This is a genomic window from Parabacteroides sp. AF17-3 (assembly GCF_003635445.1).
Classification (GTDB): domain Bacteria; phylum Bacteroidota; class Bacteroidia; order Bacteroidales; family Tannerellaceae; genus Parabacteroides; species Parabacteroides goldsteinii.
The window spans coordinates 36973-60634 of record NZ_QTMM01000017.1 but is presented as its reverse complement, the minus strand read 5'-3'; the positions used below and the strand labels follow the sequence as shown (position 1 = coordinate 60634).

Sequence of the window (23662 nt, the reverse complement as noted above, 5' to 3'; positions counted from 1 at the left end):
AAATTATTAGAACGTAAATTCAGCACCAAATGAGAACTGACGGGTATTCGGATATTTACCCAACTGCAAGTTAGAATCCACTTCCGGGTCTGCTCCCTGATATTTTGTAACAGTCAATAAGTTACGACCTACAGCAAATACCCTGACACCACGGATAAAACCTGTTTTTCTCAACAAATTATCCGGCAAGTTATAGCCGATCGTCAAATTCTTCAAACGCATAAACGACGCATTCTCAATCAGATGAGTATCAAATTGAATGGCAGAATTCGCAGCCGGAATATCCGTTATCTGCCCTGGTGTTGTCCACATATTTTCCATTACGACAGCCTGGTTTAACTGTCCGACGAAATTTGGATTTTCAACGAAGTACCGGTTATTGTCGATCATATATTTACCCAACATGAAAGAAAAGTCCGCATTCAGCGTGAAGCCCTTCCAGGAAAACTGAGTATTGAAACCACCTACCCAGGGAGCAAACTGATTTTTACCGGTAAACACGGCATTATCCTCGGAGTAGGTTTTTGTTTCATTCCCGTCTTTGTCCAGCCATATTTGCTGTCCGTCCTGCGGATCAACGCCTTTCCATCTCACATAATAGAAATCGCCATACGTTTTGCCCACTTCATATTTAACACCGGTATTGGCTACAACATATTCATCACGTCCGCCAAACAATTCTGTAATCTGGTTCTTGTTATAGTTTATATTGGCCGAAACACTCCAGAAGAGATCCTTATTGGAGATTATATCATAAGATGCGGTAAGTTCAATACCACGGTTGAACATACTGCCAATATTTCCCCATCCTGAGCCATGTCCGGTTGTATAAGAGAACGGGATCGTCATCAACATATCCGTCGTCACCTTATTATAGAAGTCAAAGTCGACGCTCAGGCGATTAAAGAAACGCGAATTGAAACCGATATTCAGTGTTTTTTGTTTTTCCCAGGTCAGATCGTCATTTTGCACGGAAGAAACTCCGAAACTCTGGTTTCCGTTGTAAAGACCTGTACCGATCAATCCTAAAGACGGGTAATACGGGTCACCATCAAATGCAGAGTTACCGGTTGTACCATAACTGGCTTTCACTCGCAATTCGTCCAGCCATTCTACATCCGCCAGGAACTGTTCTTCCTTCATATTCCACATAGCCCCTACAGAAAAGAAGGAAGCCCAACGTTTGTTTACTCCAAATAAAGAAGAACCATCCGTACGGTAAGAGGCATCCAGATAATATTTTTCATTGAAATTATATTCTGCGCGTGCAAAGAAAGAGTTCATCGTTTTCTTTTTCAGACTGGCACTCGGCGCTTTGTAAGTGGTACCATGACTTACCATCGACAAACGAGAATCCGTTATACCGTCTACACTGGTTCCGAAAGAACTGCCATCGTATATGATCGATTCCTGTCCGACCAAAGCTGTAATATTATGCAACTTATTGATATCGAACTTATATTCAGCCGTATTAGTCAACGTAAAAGAAGAATACCGCTGGAAAGTTTCGGCAGCGCTACCCGAATAATTATTATATCTGGCCGGCAAACTTTTATAGCGATACCTGTAATCAAACGCATCCATAGCTTGAGCGGCACGAATTGTCAAACCCTTAACCGGAGTCAGTTCTTCGAACATATTTCCATAAAGACGAATTTTATTCTTTTCGGTCGGTTGATTTTCCAATAAATAATAGGGATTCCAGAGTCCCAGCACATCCAGTAAATCTTTTCGTTTGCCATAAGAAATGCTGCCATCGGCATTTTCAATAATTTCATAAGGAGTTTCATAAGGGACAGCCCAACGGCTCAAAGTACCCACATTATACCAGCTATTACCGGTACTGGCAAATCCGTTTGTTTCAAAATCTTCATAAGACAAACCTAAATTCAGCCCTACTCGCAGCCAGCTGAACACTTTTGAGTCGATATTACTACGCAAAGTTTCACGGCGCATACCGGAAGCTGGTTCCACACCGTCCGCATCATAATGACTAGCTGAAATAAAATAATTTGTATTATTTGCTACCCCTGTGATACTTGCATCCAATTGCCATGTCGGGGCATTATCATTCAGGAAATAATCAGCCCAATCGGTAGAAATCCCCATATTCATGTATTTTTCAACCGTAGAAAGATTTGCTCCGGGTTTAATTGTTTTCCATAAATTATAATACTGTGTCGTATTCATCATTTCCGTAGTAGGCAATGCCGGCTGTGAAAAGCCATACTGTCCTTTAACACTAACGGTAGGTTTTGAACCTTTACCACGCTTTGTTGTAATTATCACGACACCGTTTGCCGCACGTGACCCGTAAATGGATGTTGACGATGCATCCTTCAAAACAGTGACATTTTCGATATCACTCGGGTTCAAAGCAGTAAAAACACCGCTGGAAATCGGGGAACCGTCCAAAACGAATAAAGGCTCCGTAGAAGAATTGATAGAACCGACACCACGCAAACGCATTGAAACATTTTCGCTCGGTTCGCCGGAAGAGGTATATACCTGTAAACCGGCAACCTGTCCTTGTAAAGCATCAGCAAAGTTCGCACTCGGACGGTTAGAAATCTTTTCTGATTTAACAGCTGCAACAGAGCCGACCATTGAACCTAATTTCTTTGCCGAACCATAGGTTCCTGTAACCAGCACTTCATCCAGCATCTCTGAAGAGTTTTTCATCCGGATTGTCAGATTCGGAGCGATTTTAACGGTCATCGTTTCCATTCCGACGAACGAGATTTCCAGAACCTTAGCCGAATTCGGGACATTACTCAAATTGAAAAAACCATCAGCATCAGTTACAGTACCGATAGTTGTCCCTTTCACCATCACAGTCGCTCCAATAATCGCTTCTCCATCCTCGTCGGAAAGAACTTTACCGGTTACCTTAGACGACTGAGCCATCACCAAACCTACACCCATTATACAACAGGTAAGCAATAACATCATTCTTCTTCTCATAATTTTACATTTAGATTGTAGTATTAAGTCTATAATACTAAGTTCTCGTAGGACTTATGTAAATTGTGAGGGAGATTTAATGTGTCAATTGTATATAATGCGTTATGAAATAGGATTTTATGGTTTTTGATTTAAGATAAAGGAAATAATCTTTAATCAACCAATTTGGCATATTTTATTTAATAAGTTTTAATTATAATAGATAGGGCTAGGATGATGAATATGCAGAAACTTGAACTAGAACTATATATCAAACAAACAGCGAATCAACAAAGTCGTTTAAAGTAAGGCTCACACAATAATATAGTTTATAAAAAAGAATATATGTTATACGACAGTTTTACTATATTTTCCCTATACTATTTAATTCATATAAATAAATATATGTATAAATTTGCATTCACTAAGAACGTAGTCCTACGAGAACTATGTTAATTTTTTCTTCTACCTTTGAATATCATTCAGACTAGACAGATTGTCTCTTTTAAGAATTCAAGACTTATTCTACCCTGTAAATCAGAGTAATAACATACAAATAGATATCTAAACATTTTTTTACTTCCAGATGAGTTTCCATGAACATGTCGCCTGAATATATACAAAAAAGGTACTGCTTTTATCAGAATCTGACATAAAGCAGTACCTTTTTATCAACTCACTATATAATTCAATCAGTCTATCGTTTCACCAAATAACGTTGCTGAAGACGCACGGTTGATCCGTACTTTCACAAACTGACCGACTTTATAATTCTTCTTATCAAAAATAACCACCTTGTTCTGGCTGGTACGGCCAAATAACTGTTCACGCGAACGCTTGGAAAATCCTTCGATCAGCACTTCAAACTCTTTACCGATATCACGCAGGTTGCTTTCCTCGGATAACTGATTCTGCAAATCGATCATACCCTGTAAACGGCGTACTTTCTCTTCTTCCGAAACGGTATCCGGGAGATGTTTGGCGGCATAGGTTCCGGGACGTTCCGAATATTTGAACAGGAAAGCGGCATCATACCTCACTTCACGCATCAGCGAAAGTGTTTCCTGATAGTCTTCTTCCGTCTCCGAATGGAAACCACAGAACAGGTCGGTAGCAATAGATGCTTCCGGCACGATGCGACGGATAGCAGCAATACGGTCCAGATACCATTCACGGGTATATTTACGGTTCATCACTTTCAGAATCTTCGAACTGCCGGATTGGGCAGGAAGATGGATATACTTACATATATTATTATGGGCGGCAATCACACGAAGCGTATCGTCGCTCATATCTTTCGGATGGGAGGTCACAAAACGGATACGCATATTCGGAGCTTCCAGCGCAACCCGCTCCAGTAACATCGGGAATGTTACAGTTTCACCATCTTTTTCAAAAGCATATGAGTTGACATTCTGCCCCAGCAAGGTAGCTTCTTTAAAACCTTTATCGCGCATATCCCGGATCTCATTCAGGATACTTTCCACATCCCGGCTACGTTCCCGGCCACGGGTATAGGGCACGATGCAATAGGTACAGAAATTATTACATCCGCGCATGATCGACACAAAACCAGAGATATGCACGCCACCCAGCTTCAGCGGCATCACATCTTTGTAGGTCTCCTGTGTGGATAGTTCCACATTGATCGCCTTTTCCCCATGCTCGACAGCCCCGACCAGATTCGGCAGATCCATATAAGAATCCGGCCCGACCACGAGGTCTGCATGATGCACATTGATCAACTCTTCTTTCACCCGTTCGGCCATACATCCCAGTACGCCGACGATCAGCGATTTCTTTTTGCGTTTCAGCGACTGGAAATACTGTAGTCGCCCGTAAACCTTCTGTTCCGCATTATCACGCACAGAACAGGTATTTACGAAGACAGCATCAGCATCTTCAATCTTGTCAGTCAGGGTGTATCCGTCCATTTTCATAATGGAGGCGACCACCTCACTGTCCGCTACATTCATCTGGCACCCGTAGGTCTCGATGAACAACTTTTTTTCCTCATTTGCGGCTGTAGATTTTAAGTCTACGCCATTTTCCTGATTCGTCATTTCGTTCTCGTTAATAAAATTTAAAATCTTGTATTCTATAAAAATAAACCTCCAAAGGTTTGCACAGTTCAATTCCGAGCACTATATTTGCATACGAAAAACGTAAATTTTTTCATAGTTAAGGTTTTGGTTAAATCGAATAAGGGTGGCTGTGAAGTTACCCTTATTTACTTTTATACCCTTTATAATTCTTACCTCTTTCACTATTCAATAATTCTTCGTACATTTGGAGTGCAAAAATAATCAAAGTTATGGATAACGTAGGCGATTGGATCTATATTGTTTTTCTGATAGTTGCAGCAATAAGCGGTTTATTCAGTTCAAAAAACAAAAAAAAGCGCCCGACACAAGTCCTCGGACAGCCCGGTCACGACTCATACCCGGAGGAAAATACCTCTTCGGGAAAAGGTTTTTGGGAAATTCTGGAGGAGGCAACTACCCCTCAAAAGCCGGAAGCACCAACTGCACCGATCCATAAAAAGAAAAAAAAGACACCTGCCTCAAAACCATTTTTATCCACCGAGCAGGAAATCCAAAAGTCAAAAGTCAGTTCATCCCAACCTATGAACTTCCCTGCCGAAGAGGAACACTCCATGCTGGAAGATATTGAGTTTAATAATGCCGAAGAGTTAAGAAAAGCAGTTATTTATTCAGAAATACTCAACCGCAAGTATTAATCTACATTCTTTTTTAATACCTTTGCAGCCGTTTAGCTGACTAACAAGTATTTATCTAATATAAAAACAGTATAATATCATGGCTTTAAAATTCATTACAGCTGAAGAAGCTGCTTCGTTCGTACATCACGACGATAACGTAGGATTCAGTGGTTTTACCCCTGCCGGATGTCCGAAAGTTGTTCCGGGAGCCATTGCTAAAAAAGCAATGGAGGAACATGAAAAAGGCAATCCTTTCCAGATCGGTATGTTTACCGGTGCTTCTACCGGAGACAAGCTGGACGGTGAACTGGCTCGTGCCAATGCAATCAAATTCCGTACTCCATACCAGTCAAATAAGGATCTGCGCGCTTTACTGAATTCTCACGGGGCACAATATTTCGATATGCACCTGTCTGAACTTGCACAAGACCTGCGTTACGGTTTCCTGGGAAAAATCGACGTTGCCATCGTTGAAGCTGCTGATGTAACCGAAGACGGTGAAATCGTTCCGACGAGCGGTGTCGGTATCCTTCCGACTATCTGCCGGATGGCTGACCGCATCATCATTGAATTGAACAGCCGCCACCCGAAAGAAATACGCGGTATGCATGATATTTATGAACCGGCTGATCCTCCTTACCGTCGTGAAATTCCTGTTTATACTCCTTCCGACCGTATCGGTACTCCTTATGTGAAGGTTGATCCGGCTAAGATCGTCGGTATCGTTAAGACAGAAGAGCCGAACGAAGGTGGTAAATTCTCTCCGCTGGACGATGTCACAATGGCAATCGGTAAAAATGTTGCCGACTTCCTGGTAAGTGAAATCGAAGCCGGCCGTCTGCCGAAAGAATTCGTTCCGTTACAGAGTGGTGTAGGTAATGTTGCCAACGCTGTTTTGGGTTGTATGGGAGCTAACAAAAATATTCCTGCGTTCAATGTCTATACAGAAGTTATCCAGGATGCGGTAATCAGTCTGATGAAAGAAGGCCGCGTTAAATTTGCCAGCGGTTGCTCATTATCTGTAAGTAATGAAGTAATTCGCGAAATCTATGCAAATCTTGATTTCTTCAAGGACAAGATCCTTCTTCGTCCGCAGGAAATTTCCAACAATCCGGAAGTAGCCCGCCGCTTAGGCCTGATCGCTATCAACACAGCATTGGAAGCTGACATCTTCGGAAATATCAACTCTACTCATGTATCAGGTACAAGAATGATGAACGGTATTGGTGGTTCGGGCGACTTTACCCGTTCAGCGATGTTGTCTATCTTCACTACTCCTTCTACAGCGAAAGAGGGAAAGATCAGCGCTTTCGTTCCGATGGTATCTCACCTGGATCACAGCGAACACTCAGTGAAGATCATCATCACCGAATACGGTGTAGCCGACCTGCGCGGTAAATCTCCGATCGAACGTGCCAACTGTATCATCGACAATTGCGTTCACCCGGATTACAAACCTCTGTTAAGAGAATATCTGGCAATGGGCGTAAAGGGCCATACCCCGCAAAACCTGAAATGTTGCTTCGCATTCCACGAAGAACTGGCTGCTAGCGGCGATATGCACAATGTAGACTGGAGCAAGTATAATAAGTAATTGCGACTTTTTATATCATATGAAGTCCCGAAGTGCCAAAACACTTCGGGACTTTTTTGTTCAAATCGATGAGAGACTCAAATCTCGTTTTAAACAAGTTTTTAAGGATTGTAACTGCAATATATTACATACGTCTCAGCCACAAAGAGAAGAAACGGTCATAAACCATATAAAAAGCCCCTTCTTTGGTTACAAAATCCTTTTCCAACAAACCTTTTAAAGCAGATTGAACCGAACTGCTCGATGGTAAACTGTATTTATGGATAAATTTCCCGGAAGTTAATGCGGTCGCTTTTCCCTCCTTACAGATTGCAATCAGTAATTCTTTTTGCTTTTCCGGTAACTGATAGAGCAATTCCGAATAGGTAAACGAATAAGAATCCAGGATAAAATGTATGGCTTGCTCAATCATCTCTTTATTACAAACCTCACCGGGGGGAGTTACAGCAAAAAGGATATTCAATATTTTCTGAAGATACCAGGTAATTCCTTCAAAACGATCATACAAAGAAGCTACAACCTCCTCATCTATATCCTTTTGAGCCATTCTGAAATGATGCCGGGCAAATTCGATATATTTTTGCCTATCAATAGCTGCCAAATGAAGAATCGACACACTCTGATAAAAAGGACGGGCCGGGCTGATAAACATCTCTCCCATCAGATGACGCTGAGAACCGGCAAACACAAAGCGGGCATTAGGACAATGCTGAATATAGGTACGGAGCAATGCTTCCGTATTTTTTTCCGGATATTGAGCGACTTGCTGAAATTCATCAATTGCAACAATACAAGGTTTGTCTGATAAGGAAAGATAATGAAATATCTCATCCAGCGTCGTCTCCGGTGATTTGACATCTCCCAACTCTATATTCCATTGAGGCATACCGGACATATCAAAGGTGAATCCAGCCTTCAACGATGTCAGACTATTAATGAACAATTCCCACGTCTTCCGTCCCTTAGGCTTTAAAGCAGTAAGAATAGCTTTTCCCAATTGAAAAACAAACTCGCGAAGCGTCTTCGTTGCATAGATGTCGATAAGAAAAGTATAATAATGATCTTTCACCTCAGCCAATTGAAAACAATGCTGAATCAATCCGGTCTTTCCCATACGGCGGGTAGAAATGACAGCCACATTATTCTCATTCAACAGCCAGCGAAGCAACTCTTCCGTTTCCTTTTCACGGTCACAGAAATATTCGGGGGCAATATAGCCGCTTGTTACAAATGGATTATTTATCAGAAGCATACAACAACCTTTTTATGCAAAGATAATTATTATCTTACAATAATCATACTTACGTAATCAGTAATTCTTTTTACTCCATCCGGGTGAAAATAAAATTCCTTCCGAAAGAAAACCGAATTTCTCTCGGAAGGAATCTTTTATATCAGTAAGACAAACGAGTCTTTATCCGGTATTTATCAGGGTTGTTTTCCGATATAAGCCAGGATACCGCCGTCTACATATAATACATGTCCGTTTACGAAATCAGAAGCATCGGAAGCCAGGAACACAGCCGGTCCCATCAAATCTTCCGGAGTTCCCCAACGGGCTGCCGGAGTCTTCGCGATAATGAAAGAATCGAACGGATGACGTGAGCCGTCCGGCTGAGTTTCACGAAGCGGGGCCGTTTGCGGAGTTGCGATATAACCCGGGCCGATACCGTTACACTGGATGTTATATTGACCATATTCGGATGCGATATTACGTGTCAGCATCTTTAAACCGCCTTTTGCAGCCGCATAAGCAGAAACTGTTTCACGTCCCAGTTCGCTCATCATCGAACAGATGTTGATGATTTTTCCGTGACCTTTCTTTATCATAGAAGGGATAACGGCTTTAGAAACGATAAACGGAGCGTTCAGGTCCACATCGATTACCTGACGGAATTCGGCAGCACTCATTTCGTGCATCGGAATACGTTTGATGATACCGGCATTGTTTACCAGGATGTCGATAACGCCTACTTCTTTCTCGATCTGGGCAACCATTGCATTTACCTGCTCTTCGCTAGTCACGTCGCAAACATACCCTTTTGCTTCGATTCCTTCCGCCTTATAAGCAGCTATACCTTTATCCACCAGTTCCTGTTTGATATCGTTGAAAACGATCTTTGCACCAGCCTGAGCAAAAGCACTAGCCAACGCAAAACCAATTCCGTAAGAAGCACCTGTTACAAGGGCTACTTTACCTTCTAATGAAAAATTTACCATAATAATTAATGTGTTAATGTGCCAATATGCCAATGTGCCAATAAACGCACAAGCAGTTAACACTGATTTTTTTATTTATAGCAACGGGGAATTGGCACATAGGCACATTTTCCCCATTGGCATATTATTTTAAGTCCGTAATTTTAGAGAAATCCTGATCGCCATAGTCCAGATTTTCGCCACCCATACCCCAGATAAAGGTATAGTTGTGCGTAGCAGCTGCACTGTGGATAGACCATTCGGGAGACAAAACAGCCTGGTCGCCCTTCATCCAGATATGGCGGGTTTCATCCACCTCACCCATAAAATGACAGATGGCCTGGTCTTCCGGAATATCGAAATAGAAATAGGCTTCCATACGACGGCTGTGAACATGCGCCGGCATTGTATTCCATACGCTACCCGGTTTCAATTCGGTCATACCCATCTGCAACTGACAGGTAGGCAATACCTGATTCACGATCATCTTATTGATGTTACGGTCGTTCGACATTTCCAGTGAACCCATAGCTGCAACAACGGCATCCGCTTTCGTCACTTTCTTATCCGGATAATTACGATGAGCCGTAGTCGAGTTGAAATAGAACTTAGCCGGGTTCTTTGCATCCTTGCTTTCAAAAGTCACTTCACGATCTCCCGAACCCAGGTAAAGAGCTTCCTTAAAATCGAGCTCGAAAGTGGCATCGCCGGCTTTTACAATACCGGGACCACCCACATTGAAAATACCCATTTCACGGCGTGTCAGGAAATAGGGAGCTTTCAACGGATCAATCGCTTCCAGTTGCAACACTTCGCCGGCAGGCATGGCGCCGCCAACAATCATACGGTCGTACATGGAATAAACCATGTTCACTTCATTCGGCGCGAAAACTGTTTCGATCAGGAAATCCCGACGAATACGTTTCGTATCATATTGCTTGGCATCTTCCGGATGCGCAGCATAGCGCAATTCATAATTTGTTTTCATATTCTTATCTGTATTTAATTTTCAATTCTTCATTTTCAATTACTTAAGCGCATGATCTGCCTTTACATCGCTTTCACCCTTCCAGGCACGCAAATTCGTCCATTCGGTGTAAGGGGCCGACCAATATTCGTCGGTAGCCGGCAATCCTAAAGACAGCAAACCTACGGCACACAAATAAACACTCCCTGTGTTAATATAAGACTCTGACATATCGATTTGTTCACCGGTGAAACCAACACGCAACCAACCGTTTGCATCAAAGTTCTTCGGCGATTTCATCTGGTTACGGATAACAGCCGTCATAGCACAGCGTACCTGGGCCGGTTTCACTCTTTCCGGAAGCACGTGCATCAAACTGGCTTGTGCCAATGCATGAAACGCGCCAAAACGATACACGATAGAACGGCCTACTACAGGGAAGGTTCCTTCCGGCGAGATAAAACGTTCCAACTGTTCGGCATAACGGGTTAAACGCGGCAACTGCACATCGAGAAAGTCCGCCCCTTCCAGATTATGCTTTTTCATCGTCAGCAAAACATCTGTCAGCATCGGATGGATAACAAAACTGTTATAATAATCCATGTGGAAAGCAGGACCGTCACCATACAGCGCATCTCCTTTATACCATTCGTCACGGAACTTTTTGACACCATACGTCAGGCGGTCCATATCGCATTCGCCGGTAAATTCCAGCAAAGCCGCCTCGACCATAGAAGCAAACAACAGCCAGTTGTTTTCCCAAGGCTTGATGGCACGGCTACGTTTAAATTCCGTAATCATCCATTCCTTAGCCTGCGGGTCCAGGTTATCCCACAGCTGGGTTCTGGCACGCAACAATCCCTGAGCCAGGAAAGCGGCATCTACCAACGGCTGATACGGTTTTCCAAAGACCAGATAATCGGGAGAATCCGGGTTTACGGCATTCTTCAGGCCTTTCACTGTCAGTTCGATATATTTATCACGCAGTTGTCCTTCGGGCGTATTGTCCGGACCCAGTTCCAGCCAAGGGGCAATACCGCATACCAGACGACCTACCGCTTCCAGATGCGAGAAGTCACTTCTGTCTTTCGATAAAGACTCGTAAGGCATATTCTTTTTCAACGTATTGTTGCTCAGGTTTGTCAATACCGGGTCAGCGATACGGGTCAATGTTTCTACCCAGAAAGCACGGTCCTGGGTACCGTTTTGCTGCGCTTTTCCTGCGAAAGGAATGCAGAGGCAGCAAACCAAAATAGCGGTTGTTTTCAGAAGATTTGTCATAATAGCATTATTTTTCAGTCAGTTTCTTTAAACGCATCAATGCTTCCACATAATAATAGTCAGCATAACTCAACGGAACATCCACTTCGCTGTTTCCGGGGAAATGACCGGTGGAATGCATCAAAGCAAAATTACAGTTCGTTCCTTTCGCTGCCAGATATTCGGGAGTTGTCAGAGAACGAACCTGCTGTTCTGCAAAATCGAGGTAGCTTTTTGCTTCTTCGCTCTTATCCAGTTGGCTCAGTTCAATCAGTGCAGAAGCCATAATAGCCGCGGCAGAAGCATCTCTCGGCACATTCGGGATACCCGGAGCATCAAAATCCCAATACGGAACCTTATCAGCCGGCATATTCGGATTGTTCATGATAAATGCCGCAATATGTTTAGCCTGATTCAGATATTCAGGTTTGCCGGTTTCGCGATACATCATGGTGAAACCATACAACGCCCAGGCCTGTCCACGTGCCCATGCTGATTCGTCGGCAGCTCCCTGGTGAGTTTGTTTCTTATGAGGAACACCGGTTATCGTATCGTACGAAACCACATGATAACAGCTATAATCGTCACGGAAATGATTATTCATTGTCTTGTCGGCATGAGAAACAGCCATTTTATAAAAACGGTCGTCACCGGATGCTTTGGAAGCCCAACTGAAAAACTCCAGATTCATCATATTATCAATAATAACCGGGAACTGCCAGATTTTTTTATTGAAGTCCCAGGAACGGATAGCTCCCACCCGCTCGTCAAAACGAGTCGCCAGCGAATTGGCACCGGTCAGCATCACCTCTTTATATTCCGGTTTGCCGGTCAGGCGATAACCGTTTCCATAACTGCAATATAGCATGAAACCGACATCGTGGCTGTAAGTGATATTCTTCACTTCTTCCACACGGTCCGTAAACATTTCGGCATATTTCTTTAATTCCGGAGTCGGATTGTTTTCGTACAGATACCATAATTCGCCGGGGAAGAAACCGCTGCACCACCAACTATAGTCGCTTGTTTCCAGTTTTCCGTCCTTTCCGATTGCTTTGGGAAGACGGCCTTCCTGGCTTTCCAGGTCTTTAGCCATCAAAAGGGCCTGTTCGGTCGATGCTTTCAAACCACGGTCAATCACATCAGCAAGGGGTTCTTGTTTGGGTTGCGAATCACACGAAGACAACAACACTGTGAACGCAAACACACCATACGAAAGAAATTTGTTCATGATAAAAATAGGTTATTAAGTTTTTAAGTTTGTGGCAAATATACATGTTTATATTCTAAAAAACGACAACATCCATCGAAAAAGCATCTACTTACCGAACTGTTCCCTCTCTACTTACCAACCGGATGTCTTCTTTACTTACTAAGTAAGCCTTCGTCTACTCGATAAGTAGAGTACCCCACTGCTTAATAAGTAGCCGAATGTCTACTTATTAAGCAGGTTTTGTAATACTTTCGAAACATCAATGTAATATTTACTTCAAAGCGTCTTAACCCGTTCTTAATACATGTTACCTTACTTTGCACTCAGAACAAAGAGGTTAATGACGTGAGAAAGTTTTTTGAAAAAATTGTAGAAGGAGGATTATTAATCAGCGGAGGTGTAACCAGTTTCACGATTCTGCTGATTGTCTTTTTTCTTTTTAAAGAAGCATCCGGCCTTTTCAACAGTCCGGTAGTCGAAGAGGGATACGTGCTTGCCGTGAATAAGAGCAACGATGTGAGTCATCTGTCACCGGAAACAATCATGGATATTTTCGATGCCAAAATAACCAACTGGAAAGAGGTTAACGGCAAGGATGAAGAAATCCTGGTCTTTCGTTTTTCCGACCTGACGCAATATTACAGTGAAGAAGAATTGGGAGATGAGTTTCAGTACGTTCCCGACAAGATCAGCGAACTCGTCAGCAAAGAGCCGGGAATCATCGCATTCTTTCCTCAGCAATATCTGGCGAAAGACTTCAGGGGAACCGTTCTTCCCGAAGAGAAAATATCGCTTTCCGACTTCTTCGCCGGCACCAAATGGTACCCGACCTCTGCGCCTGCCCCAATCTTCGGATTGATCCCCCTGTTGCTCGGAACATTACTGGTCAGTATCGGCGCCATTGTTCTTTCGCTCCCTTTCGGTATTGCCGTTGCCATCTACCTGGCAGAAATCGCAAATAAACGGACCCGGGAGATACTGAAGCCGGTTATTGAATTGCTGGCAGGGATTCCTTCGGTCGTATACGGTTTCTTCGGATTGGTCGTAATCGTTCCGCTCATACAGAAATGGCTGAACCTTCCGGTTGGAGAAACAGCCTTTGCCGGCAGTGTCGTTCTGGCCATCATGGCGTTGCCGACCATTATCACGGTTGCCGAAGATGCCATGCGCACCACGCCGCGTGCCATGAAAGAAGCGAGTCTGGCCCTGGGAGCAACCCAATGGCAAACAATCTATAAGGTAATCATCCCCTATTCCATATCCGGTATCACATCGGCAATTGTCCTGGGTATCGGGCGGGCAATCGGAGAAACAATGGCCGTCCTGATGGTAACAGGAAATGCGGCCGTTATCCCGACCTCCTTCTTTGAACCCGTACGGACCATTCCGGCAACCATCGCGGCAGAACTGGGAGAAGCACCCGCCGGAGGAGCTCATTACCAGGCATTGTTCCTGTTAGGGGCAGTATTATTTATCATTACACTACTGTTAAGCATTACGGTAGAATACATTTCATCCAAAAGAAAAATGTGATTAAGCTATGGCACCTGTTCAAAAGTTAGGCAATGTTGACACAAAGAAACGGACTTCACAGAAAGTTGCGTTCGGTATATTCACACTTCTCAGTTATCTGGTTGTTGTCATTCTTTTCCTTATTCTCGGTTTTATCATTATCCAGGGAGGAAAAGTAATCAGCTGGGATTTCCTGACGGAAGCGCCGGCCGACGGGATGACTGCCGGAGGTATTTTCCCGGCGATTGTCGGAACACTTTATCTGGTATTGGGCAGCAGCCTGATTAGTTTCCCAATCGGAATCATGAGCGGTATCTATATGAATGAATATGCGACAAACGGAAAAATAATCCGTTTCATCCGGATTATGACCAATAACCTGAGCGGTGTACCGTCGGTTGTATTCGGACTATTCGGAATGTCCCTGTTCGTCGTTACCCTGGGGTGGGGAGACTCCATCATCGCCGGTTCGTTTACCCTGGCACTGATGTCTTTACCACTGATTATCCGTACAACGGAAGAAGCCCTCAAAAGCATCGACGATTCTTTCCGCCACGGCAGTCTGGCACTGGGAGCTACCAAGTTGCAAACCATTCGCAGGGTTGTATTACCGATGGCTTTTCCGAATATCATTACCGGATTAATCCTGTCTATCGGACGTGTATCCGGCGAGACGGCTCCTATCCTGTTTACCGTTGCCGCTTACTTCCTGCCCCAGCTGCCGGGAAGCATCTTCGACCAGTGTATGGCCCTGCCCTATCATCTGTATGTTATTTCCACCAGCGGAACAGACATCGAAGCCTCGCGTGGAATGGCCTACGGAACGGCTCTGGTACTGATTGCAATCGTATTAATCGTAAACTTACTGGCCAATGCGCTGAGAGGCTATTTCGCCAGAAAAGTAAAAATGAACTAATCGCATACACCCAATACAAAGAATAAAACAACAATATTATGATAAAGATTGATGCTCAGAATGTAGATTTCTATTATGGCGATTTTCATGCCTTAAAGAATATATCTATGCAAATTGAAGCAAACACGTCGGTCGCCTTTATCGGACCGTCCGGTTGTGGTAAATCCACCTTCCTGCGCTTATTCAACCGGATGAACGACCTGATACCCGACACGCACATGGACGGAAAAATCGGGATCGACGGAAGAGATATTTACGGTAAAGGAGAAAAGGTCGACCTGCTCCGGAAAAATGTAGGCATGGTATTCCAGAAACCGAATCCTTTCCCGAAAACAATCTTTGAAAACGTTGCCTACGGGCTCCGGGTAAACGGGATAAAGGACAATGCTTATATCGAAGAAACTGTTGTCAAAACCCTCAAACAGGTTGTTCTTTGGGATGAAGTAAAGGATAAACTGAAAGAATCGGCTTTCGCCCTGTCCGGCGGCCAGCAACAACGTCTGTGTATCGCCCGTGCATTAGCCATATCGCCTTCCATTCTTTTAATGGACGAACCGACTTCAGCACTGGACCCTATATCGACCGGTAAGATAGAAGACCTGATACATGAACTAAAAAGCGAATATACTATCGTAATCGTTACCCATAATATGCAACAGGCTGCCCGTGTCAGCGACAAGACCGGGTACTTTTATCTGGGGGAACTGATAGAGTTCGATAATACACGTAAGATATTTACCAATCCGGAAAAGGAATCGACTCAGAATTATATTACGGGACGGTTCGGGTAATTGAAAATTAAGAATTAAAAATTGAACGATTATATATGAAAGTCATAGATCAGGAGATTGCCTCCTTAAAAAACAGCATCAGCGAGATGTGGGCATTGGTCCACCAACAGTTATATAATGCCGGCGAAGCCATGCTAACCGGAGACAAGGAACTGGCCTACAAAGTAATCAGCCGCGAACGCCGGGTAAATGCGTTCGAACTGAAGATAGACAGCGACTGCGAAGATATCATTGCCCTATATGCTCCCGTTGCCGTCGACCTGCGCTTCGTTCTTGCCATGTACAAAATCAACACGAACCTGGAACGCTTGGGAGACTTTGCCGAAAGTATCGCCCGTTTTGCCGGAAACCTGCCGGAAGGTGTTCCCGTCGACCCACAACTGATAAAGGATACCCGGGTGGAAGAAATGTTGCAGGAATTGCTGAGTATGCTTACACTCAGCCAGGAAGCATTCGAAAAAGAAAGTTCTGAAATTGCATCACGCATCTTCCTGAAAGACAACCTGATCGACGAGATCAACCATAACTCGACCAGGATCATTGCCGATTACATAGAAAAGCATCCGGGAAGTGCCCTGGTCGGCCTTTACATGGCCGGAGTCATCCGCAAAATGGAACGCTTCGGCGACCACTGTACCAACATCGCCGAAGAACTGATATTCTATCTGGATGCCAAGGTAATGAAGCATATCGGAAAGACAGAAAATTAAAATAGGCATAAATAAGATTTGTGTTTTACGTTTCTATCTTGTAATATTGTATCCGTTAAAGGGAGCAATATCTACAATACTATCGTGGAGATTCATGAAACAGAATTAATAGCCGGTTTGAAAAGTGGGGAAAGCAGAGCCTACCGCACTTTATTTGACAACTATTATCATCTTCTATTCCGTATTGCCTGTCAATATGTAAGGGATGATACAGTAGCCGATACCATCGTCGGTGATGTATTATCCCATATATGGGAAACACGCGAATCACTCCATATCACCTCTTCACTGCAAGCCTATCTGGTCTGTTGCATACGTAATTATGCAATCAATTATCAAAAGAAATTATTTGCAGACCGGGAAATCAGTATCGACGATTACGAAGAATACCCGGAAGCAATTCTTCAGGGACTGTTCCTCTCCGATGAATATCCGTTGGGACAATTGCTAGAAAAAGAACTCAACGAGCAAATACTCCTCGAAATCAATAAACTTCCCCGCGAAACCCGGCAAGTTTTCATCTTTAGCCGGATCGAAGAGTTGGCTTACGACGAGATCGCAGATAAAGTCGGCATCTCGGTTAACACAGTCAAATACCATATTAAACAGGCCCTGTCTACCCTCCGTACCCGTATGAAAGGCTATTTATCTTCCATTTTATTCTGATACATTTCAATCCAAAATCATTTTTTTGAAAAATATTTCATTTTTCACTACCCTCGCTCTACCCCTATGTTGTCTTTAGGATAAGAAGCATAAAAATGGATCAAAATAAACAACAAGAATACTACGACGAGCTGATCACCGGTTATCTGAACCGGTCACTTATTCCTGAGCAGGAGAAAGAACTCAGCCGTTGGGTCGCAGCAAACGAGTCTCATAAAAAACATTATTATGAAATGACCGAGCTGTGGCTATCTTCGTATGACAAGCAACATAAAAACGGAAGAAAGAACGAAGCCGTATACCGACGTTTTGCCGAACAGGCCGGATTCAGAAAACAAAAATATCTGTTCCTACGGGAATATACCCGGATCGCAGCGGCTCTGCTGGTCGGAGTTTTCCTGGGTACTACCGGATTATATCTGTTCAACCAGTCTAACAAGCAGGACGAGCAGGCAATGATACGAACCATTGAAGTGCCGCTCGGTTCACGAAGCCGCCTCCAACTGGAAGACGGAACCATAGTATGGCTGAATGCCGGTAGTAAATTCAGCTGTCAACCCGGATTCTCACAGAAGAACCGACAGGTCATACTGGAAGGAGAAGGTTATTTTGAAGTGGCCCGTAATGAAAAGCTGCCGTTCATCGTCAATGCAAAAGAAATCGATGTGAAGGTACTGGGTACAAAATTCAATGTCAAAGCCTATTCCGACGATCAGGAAATAGCCGTTACCCTGGCTGAAGGTTCTGTAAACATGATAGACAAAGCAGCCCCAGCCAATTCTGTCATTATGGTACCTCAACAGCAAGCCGTTTATAGCAGACTGACCGGAAAGACAGAAGTCAGAAAAGTTTCGACGGACGCAATCTGCCAATGGACAACAGGAGCCCACTTCTTTAATGAAGTCAGTTTTGAAGAAATCGCCGGACAGTTGGAAAAAGCTTTCGACGTAACCTTCATTTTCCGAAATCCGGAACGTCGGAAACTTCGTTTCTACGGAGAGTTCCGCAGCACGGATACGCTTAACGACATTCTGACGATTATGTCTTCCAGTGAGAAATTTACTTACAGACGAAATAACAATATCATTGAGATATATTAAAATAGTTGATAATTAAAAAAGAAAGGAGAATCACGAAAAGAAAAAAAGAAAGCACAAAAAAGAGCCGGAAAATGTTCGCACCATTTCCCGACTCACGAGTTCATTAAAACTTAATAATTAAATTCTAATCACATTACAAAAGTATGGAAAACATTCTTTATAAAGAAAGAAAAATCACGCTAATTGTTCGCAACCGGTTCTATGTATCCTGGTTATGTATGATACTTTTCGCAACAAGTATGCAACAGGCGTTCGCAGCATTACCACAAAATCAAAAGATCACACTGGATCTTCAAAATGCCACGATAAAAGAGGCTTTTGAAACAATCAGAAAACAGAGCGATTACATTTTCTTCTTTGAAACCGGCGACGTGGATACCCGGCAGAAAATCAGTCTGCAAATAAGCAGCGAATCCATTAACGATATTCTGAATCAGGTACTGAAAGGAAAAGGCCTGAAATATGAAATCAAAAACAAACACATTATCATCAAACCGGACAAGACACCGCAACCGGCTCAATCCTCCCGACAGTCGGGAACGATCAACGGCGTTGTTACCGACGAAAAAGGGGAACCGATCATCGGAGCCAACATCATGGTCAAAGGGACCACGAACGGTACAGTCACAGACCTGGACGGTAAGTTTGTCATTCAGGCTTCTCCCGGCGATATCCTGGAGATCAGCTATATAGGCTACAACCCTTTGCAGATAAAAGCCGGCACACAAACTTCCCTCTCCATCAAAATGACGGAAGACACACAGAACCTGGAGGAAATAGTTGTCGTTGGGTATGGTACACAAAAGAAGTCAGACCTGATCAGTGCAATCACTTCAGTACGCGGAAAAGAGCTGGCCGAACAACCGGTTCCCCGCGTCGACCAGCTATTGCGCGGACGTGTAGCCGGGATGCAGGTCGTTCAGTCAAACGGAACACCGGGAGCCTCATCGAGTATCCGTATCCGTGGCGGCAACTCACTTTCCGCTAGCAACGAACCGCTTTATGTAATCGACGGTTTTATCGATGCCGGAGACCTGAATTCCCTGAATCCGAATGATATCGAATCCATTGAAGTACTGAAAGATGCTACATCCACTGCCATTTACGGAGCCCGCGGTTCAAACGGTGTTATCCTGATTACGACCAAAAGGGGAAAAGAAGGTAAAGCACAGTTTGACGTGGAAGCATCCTACGGCTGGCAAAAGTTACCTAAAAAGATAGACTTGCTCTCTACCGGAGAATATGCTTCTTATCTCAATAAAATTGCCCGAATGAACGGGACCACGGTTCCTTATGACGACCCGTCCAAAGTTACAGGCGTAGACTGGCAGGACGAACTATTCCGCACAGCTCCTGTATATAATGTAAACCTGTCAAGCAGCGGTGGTACGGAAAAGATCAAATACCTGATCTCGCTGAACCATTTCGATCAGGATGGCATCATGGTCGGTTCCGGTTTTAACCGTACGACTTTACGTACGAATGTAGATGCGGAAGTCAATCCCTGGTTCAGTCTTGGCACAACAGTCAGCCTGTCACGCGAATTCAGCGATATATCCACACTCCCGAGCGATTATTCACTAGCCGTTTACGGAATAGGCATGTCACCTATCGGAACGGCATTCAATCCGGACGGTTCGTATAATTATACCGAACCCAGCCGCCCGCTCGGCCGTAATCCCCTCGCAGAAGCCTTGCTGCCTACGGATGAAAAGAATACCTATTACGTACTGAACAACTCTTACCTGCAATTCAAGATAGGAGAACATTTCACCTGGCGTTCTACATTAGGTATCAAATGGAACTACTGGCGTGAAGATTATTTCTCTCCGCGTAAAGGCTCTTATCAGGAAAAAACCAACAGTGCCAAGGCCACTACCTTGCAAACACAGGACTTGCTGACAGAGCATACATTGACCTACACACTGAAAAAAGAAGTACACTCATTTTCTGCCCTGGGAGGTTTCACCGCGCAAAAAGGCTACGATAAAGGGTTATCTACCGAAGTCTCGAACTTTGCCAATGATATCACCGGATTCTATGACCTGAACTCCGCCCAACTGAAAAACTCGGTCAAATCAGGTTACCACAACTGGGGATATATGTCCTGGCTTGGACGTATCAACTATTCTTATGACAATCGTTATCTGCTGACAGCCGTAGCCCGTTACGACGGATCATCCCGTTTTTCTCCGGGAAACAAATGGGCATTTTTCCCTTCCGTTTCCGTCGGCTGGAGAATTACGGAAGAAGATTTCATGAAAAGCCAACAGGTTGTGAACGATCTGAAACTCCGCCTCAGCTATGGCCGTGTCGGAAACCAGGCTATCGATATCTATTCAACCCAGTCGCTCTTCTCATCCGGCAGCACGATCCTCGGAGGCCAGGAAGTCGTAACTTACACTCCGAGCAAAGTCCCCAGCAAAGATCTTACCTGGGAAAAAACAGACCAGTTCGATGCCGGAATCGATTTTTCTTTTTTCAACTCCGTCCTGACCGGTTCGCTCGACTATTATCATAAAAAGACCAGCGACCTGTTATGGGAGATATCCGTTCCTTCCTACATTGGACAATCCACCCAGTTGCAGAATCTGGGATCGCTCTCCAACCAGGGAGTTGAATTATCATTAAATGCTTCCCTTATAAACAAGAAGGATTTTCAGTGGGATATGAACTTCAATATCTCGACCAACCGCAGCAAGGTACTGAGCCTTGGCCCGGACCAGGAAAAACCGGTAGGAGAACATTGGGGCGGTTATTACAGCAGTATCCTGAAAGTAGGATCACCCGTCGGACTGTTTTACGGTCAGGTATACGAAGGTGTACTGACCCAGCAGGATATCGACGCTGGAAATCTATCCGCCCGTCCGGGAGATCCGAAATTTAAAAATATTCCCGATGATCCGAACAACTCTACCGTTATCGGTAATGCCAATCCGGATTTCTTCGGAGGATTAGGCACAACAGTAACCTATAAAGGAATATCCCTGAACGCCTTCTTCCAGTATTCGGTAGGCAACGATGTGATGAACCTGAACAGTGCCTATTTCCTGCCGGGTAATGCCAACGTAAACTGCTATCGCGAACTGGCAGAGAAGATGTGGACTCCTGAAAATCCGGATACAGACGTTGCACGTCCTGGAAACAGTTACATCTACTCCGTCGATTCACGTTTCGTAGAGAACGGTAGTTTCCTTCGTCTCTCTTCGCTGACCCTGGCGTATGATTTACCCCGCAACCTGCTGCAATATATCGGCCTAGCCTCAGCCAGAGTATATGCAACCGGCAACAACCTGTTCAATATCTGCAACTACCGCGGATACGACCCGGAAGTCAGCCTCTACTCCACCAGCCCGATCCTGAAAGGATACGACTGGGGACAATATCCGATGAACCGTTCATTCTCCATCGGACTTAAATTCACTTTGTAAACCTATAAAATGATTGAAAGATGAAAAAGTATAATATCCTTCTGATTTTATTTATCCTGTTCACTACAGCCTCCTGCTCCGGATTACTGGATGAAGATCCGAGAGGAGACGTTGCTGGTAGCAACTTCTTTACAGATGAAGAGAATGCTTTATCAAACATAAATGATCTCTACAATGCCTTCGGGGATGCGAACGTATATAGTCGCCAGGCAATGATGGTCATGGAATTCGGGACAGACCTGGGAACACGTTCCCCTAGCGATAACTGGCCGACACTCGACCCGATAGCGACCTATACACACGATGCTTCCGCCCAACGTATCTGGTGGGTATGGCGGGATAGCTACAAGTATATCCGGAATGCCAACCTCTCGATCGCCAGTATAGAAAACATGGATGCTTCCCTGTTCAAACATGCCGGAAAAGAACGGCTGCTGGCTGAAGCACGTTTCATCAGGGGATTCCTTTATTTCCACCTGACAAACTTTTTCGGCGATCTGCCGGTCATCACCGAACCTGCCGAGGATTTGAATTCACTGTTGCATCTTTCACGCACACCCGCCAGCCAGATCAGAAAAGAGATCGTACTGGCAGATATGCAATATGCCGCCGACCATTTACCTGAATTCGACGAGTACAGCAGCAATGATGCCGGACGTATCAGCCGCAGTACAGCAATCGGTATGATGGCAAAGGTCTACCTGTTTGAAAAAGATTACGCCAAATGCGCCGAACTCTGTAAAACTCTTTATTCGGAAGGTAAGCGGGGTTTACTGAACCAGTATGCCGATGTTTTCGATTCAAAATACAACAACAGTAAAGAAAGCCTTTTGGCTATCCAGTCACTGATAGAGAAAAAAGAATCGCCGGCACAGACCACTTGTTACGGTGATTTCACAGAAGATGACGACAGTCCGTATAACAATGGCAGTGCCATTGCCCCGTTACTGCCTTTTGCCTCCTACTACGTACCGAAAGAAGACCAATGGTATGATACGGAGAATGACAACCGGTGGGGTTTCAATTTCCGCCTGGCTTCCGAATCCAAATATAAGGAGTTGATAGACGGTACAGGCACATCAGCCAAACATCTCGGTGCCGGTATCAAATACAAGGGAGAGATTGTCCGTATGCCATATATCGTCAAATTCTGCGATGTAAACAACCGCCGTCCAGACCGTTCGGGTACATCGCTAAACTTCCCGATCCTGCGCTGGTCGGATGTACTGCTGATGTATGCCGAAGCGCTGAATGAACAGGGAAATACAGGCGAAGCATTCACTTACATCAATGAAGTCAGAAAACGCGCCTATACAAACAAAGACAATACCCTCAATCCGGGCTGGGAGCTCAAAGGACTTTCACAAAGCGAACTGAGAACGGCAATCCTGAAAGAACGTGCATTAGAGCTTTGCTTTGAGGGACACCGTAAATTCGATCTTTCCCGTACCGGAACACTTGAGGCGGCAATCAAGGGTGTCACCCATCTGGATGATATCGAATTTCTATTCTCCGAGGCGTATTATCCCAAAGAAGCAGCCCGCAACGTGCATAGCTGGCATCGCCTGTTCGGAGTACCGACAAGTGAGATAACATTAAACAGTAACCTTCTTCCCCAGAATGAAGGTTATTAAACAC

The 23662-nt window shown here is 44.3% G+C and carries 17 protein-coding genes; 10 read left to right on the top strand and 7 right to left on the bottom strand.

Annotated elements, in window-relative coordinates:
- Positions 1-6 precede the first annotated feature (6 nt).
- Positions 7-2964, bottom strand: a complete 2958-nt coding sequence (locus DWW91_RS21075) for a TonB-dependent receptor (RefSeq protein WP_173012309.1) — start codon at positions 2962-2964, stop codon at positions 7-9.
- A gap of 671 nt (positions 2965-3635) precedes the next feature.
- The gene (gene miaB, locus DWW91_RS21070) at positions 3636-5006 is read right to left on the bottom strand and encodes a tRNA (N6-isopentenyl adenosine(37)-C2)-methylthiotransferase MiaB (protein WP_046146288.1); all 1371 of its coding nucleotides are present in this window, start codon (positions 5004-5006) and stop codon (positions 3636-3638) included.
- 251 nt (positions 5007-5257) lie between these two features.
- Between miaB and DWW91_RS21065 the strand changes: the two genes are divergently transcribed.
- On the top strand, positions 5258-5683 hold the full coding sequence (locus DWW91_RS21065) for a hypothetical protein (protein WP_010800594.1): 426 nt from the start codon (positions 5258-5260) through the stop codon (positions 5681-5683).
- 79 nt (positions 5684-5762) lie between these two features.
- A complete protein-coding gene (locus DWW91_RS21060; RefSeq protein ID WP_009859642.1) occupies positions 5763-7259 on the top strand; it encodes an acetyl-CoA hydrolase/transferase family protein in 1497 nt (498 codons plus the stop codon).
- Positions 7260-7383: 124 nt separating this feature from the next.
- Here DWW91_RS21060 and DWW91_RS21055 read toward each other — a convergent pair whose 3' ends face one another.
- The 5 genes from DWW91_RS21055 to DWW91_RS21035 form a co-directional block, all read right to left on the bottom strand.
- Entirely contained in the window at positions 7384-8511 is a 1128-nt protein-coding gene (locus DWW91_RS21055) for an ATP-binding protein (protein WP_122328847.1), read from the bottom strand.
- 176 nt (positions 8512-8687) lie between these two features.
- Complete coding sequence (locus DWW91_RS21050; RefSeq protein ID WP_046146286.1) at positions 8688-9479, bottom strand: gluconate 5-dehydrogenase; 792 nt, start codon at positions 9477-9479, stop codon at positions 8688-8690.
- A 124-nt stretch (positions 9480-9603) separates the two neighbouring features.
- Entirely contained in the window at positions 9604-10446 is an 843-nt protein-coding gene (gene kduI, locus DWW91_RS21045) for a 5-dehydro-4-deoxy-D-glucuronate isomerase (protein ID WP_009859645.1), read from the bottom strand.
- Between the two features lie 39 nt (positions 10447-10485).
- Positions 10486-11706 carry a DUF2264 domain-containing protein gene (locus DWW91_RS21040; protein ID WP_122328846.1) on the bottom strand — a complete coding sequence of 407 codons (1221 nt, stop codon included), beginning with the start codon at positions 11704-11706 and terminating at the stop codon, positions 10486-10488.
- Positions 11707-11713: 7 nt separating this feature from the next.
- Positions 11714-12916 carry a glycoside hydrolase family 88 protein gene (locus DWW91_RS21035; RefSeq protein WP_009859647.1) on the bottom strand — a complete coding sequence of 401 codons (1203 nt, stop codon included), beginning with the start codon at positions 12914-12916 and terminating at the stop codon, positions 11714-11716.
- 327 nt (positions 12917-13243) lie between these two features.
- On the opposite strand from DWW91_RS21035, the gene pstC reads away from it, so the two are divergent.
- The 8 genes from pstC to DWW91_RS20995 all read left to right on the top strand — a co-directional run bounded on the left by pstC (position 13244) and on the right by DWW91_RS20995 (position 23658).
- Positions 13244-14431 (top strand): phosphate ABC transporter permease subunit PstC, encoded by a 1188-nt coding sequence (gene pstC, locus DWW91_RS21030; protein ID WP_122328845.1) that lies wholly within the window; start codon positions 13244-13246, stop codon positions 14429-14431.
- A 7-nt stretch (positions 14432-14438) separates the two neighbouring features.
- Complete coding sequence (gene pstA, locus DWW91_RS21025) at positions 14439-15326, top strand: phosphate ABC transporter permease PstA (RefSeq protein ID WP_009859649.1); 888 nt, start codon at positions 14439-14441, stop codon at positions 15324-15326.
- 38 nt (positions 15327-15364) lie between these two features.
- Positions 15365-16117: a phosphate ABC transporter ATP-binding protein PstB gene (pstB, locus tag DWW91_RS21020; RefSeq protein WP_010800600.1), complete on the top strand. Its 753-nt coding sequence runs from the start codon at positions 15365-15367 to the stop codon at positions 16115-16117.
- A 35-nt stretch (positions 16118-16152) separates the two neighbouring features.
- Complete coding sequence (phoU, locus tag DWW91_RS21015) at positions 16153-16827, top strand: phosphate signaling complex protein PhoU (protein WP_010800601.1); 675 nt, start codon at positions 16153-16155, stop codon at positions 16825-16827.
- A gap of 84 nt (positions 16828-16911) precedes the next feature.
- A complete protein-coding gene (locus DWW91_RS21010; protein ID WP_044215285.1) occupies positions 16912-17493 on the top strand; it encodes an RNA polymerase sigma-70 factor in 582 nt (193 codons plus the stop codon).
- Positions 17494-17588: 95 nt separating this feature from the next.
- Entirely contained in the window at positions 17589-18593 is a 1005-nt protein-coding gene (locus DWW91_RS21005; protein WP_122328844.1) for a FecR family protein, read from the top strand.
- Positions 18594-18736: 143 nt separating this feature from the next.
- Complete coding sequence (locus tag DWW91_RS21000) at positions 18737-22024, top strand: TonB-dependent receptor (RefSeq protein WP_122328843.1); 3288 nt, start codon at positions 18737-18739, stop codon at positions 22022-22024.
- A 20-nt stretch (positions 22025-22044) separates the two neighbouring features.
- Positions 22045-23658 (top strand): RagB/SusD family nutrient uptake outer membrane protein, encoded by a 1614-nt coding sequence (locus tag DWW91_RS20995; protein ID WP_010800605.1) that lies wholly within the window; start codon positions 22045-22047, stop codon positions 23656-23658.
- Positions 23659-23662 lie beyond the last annotated feature (4 nt).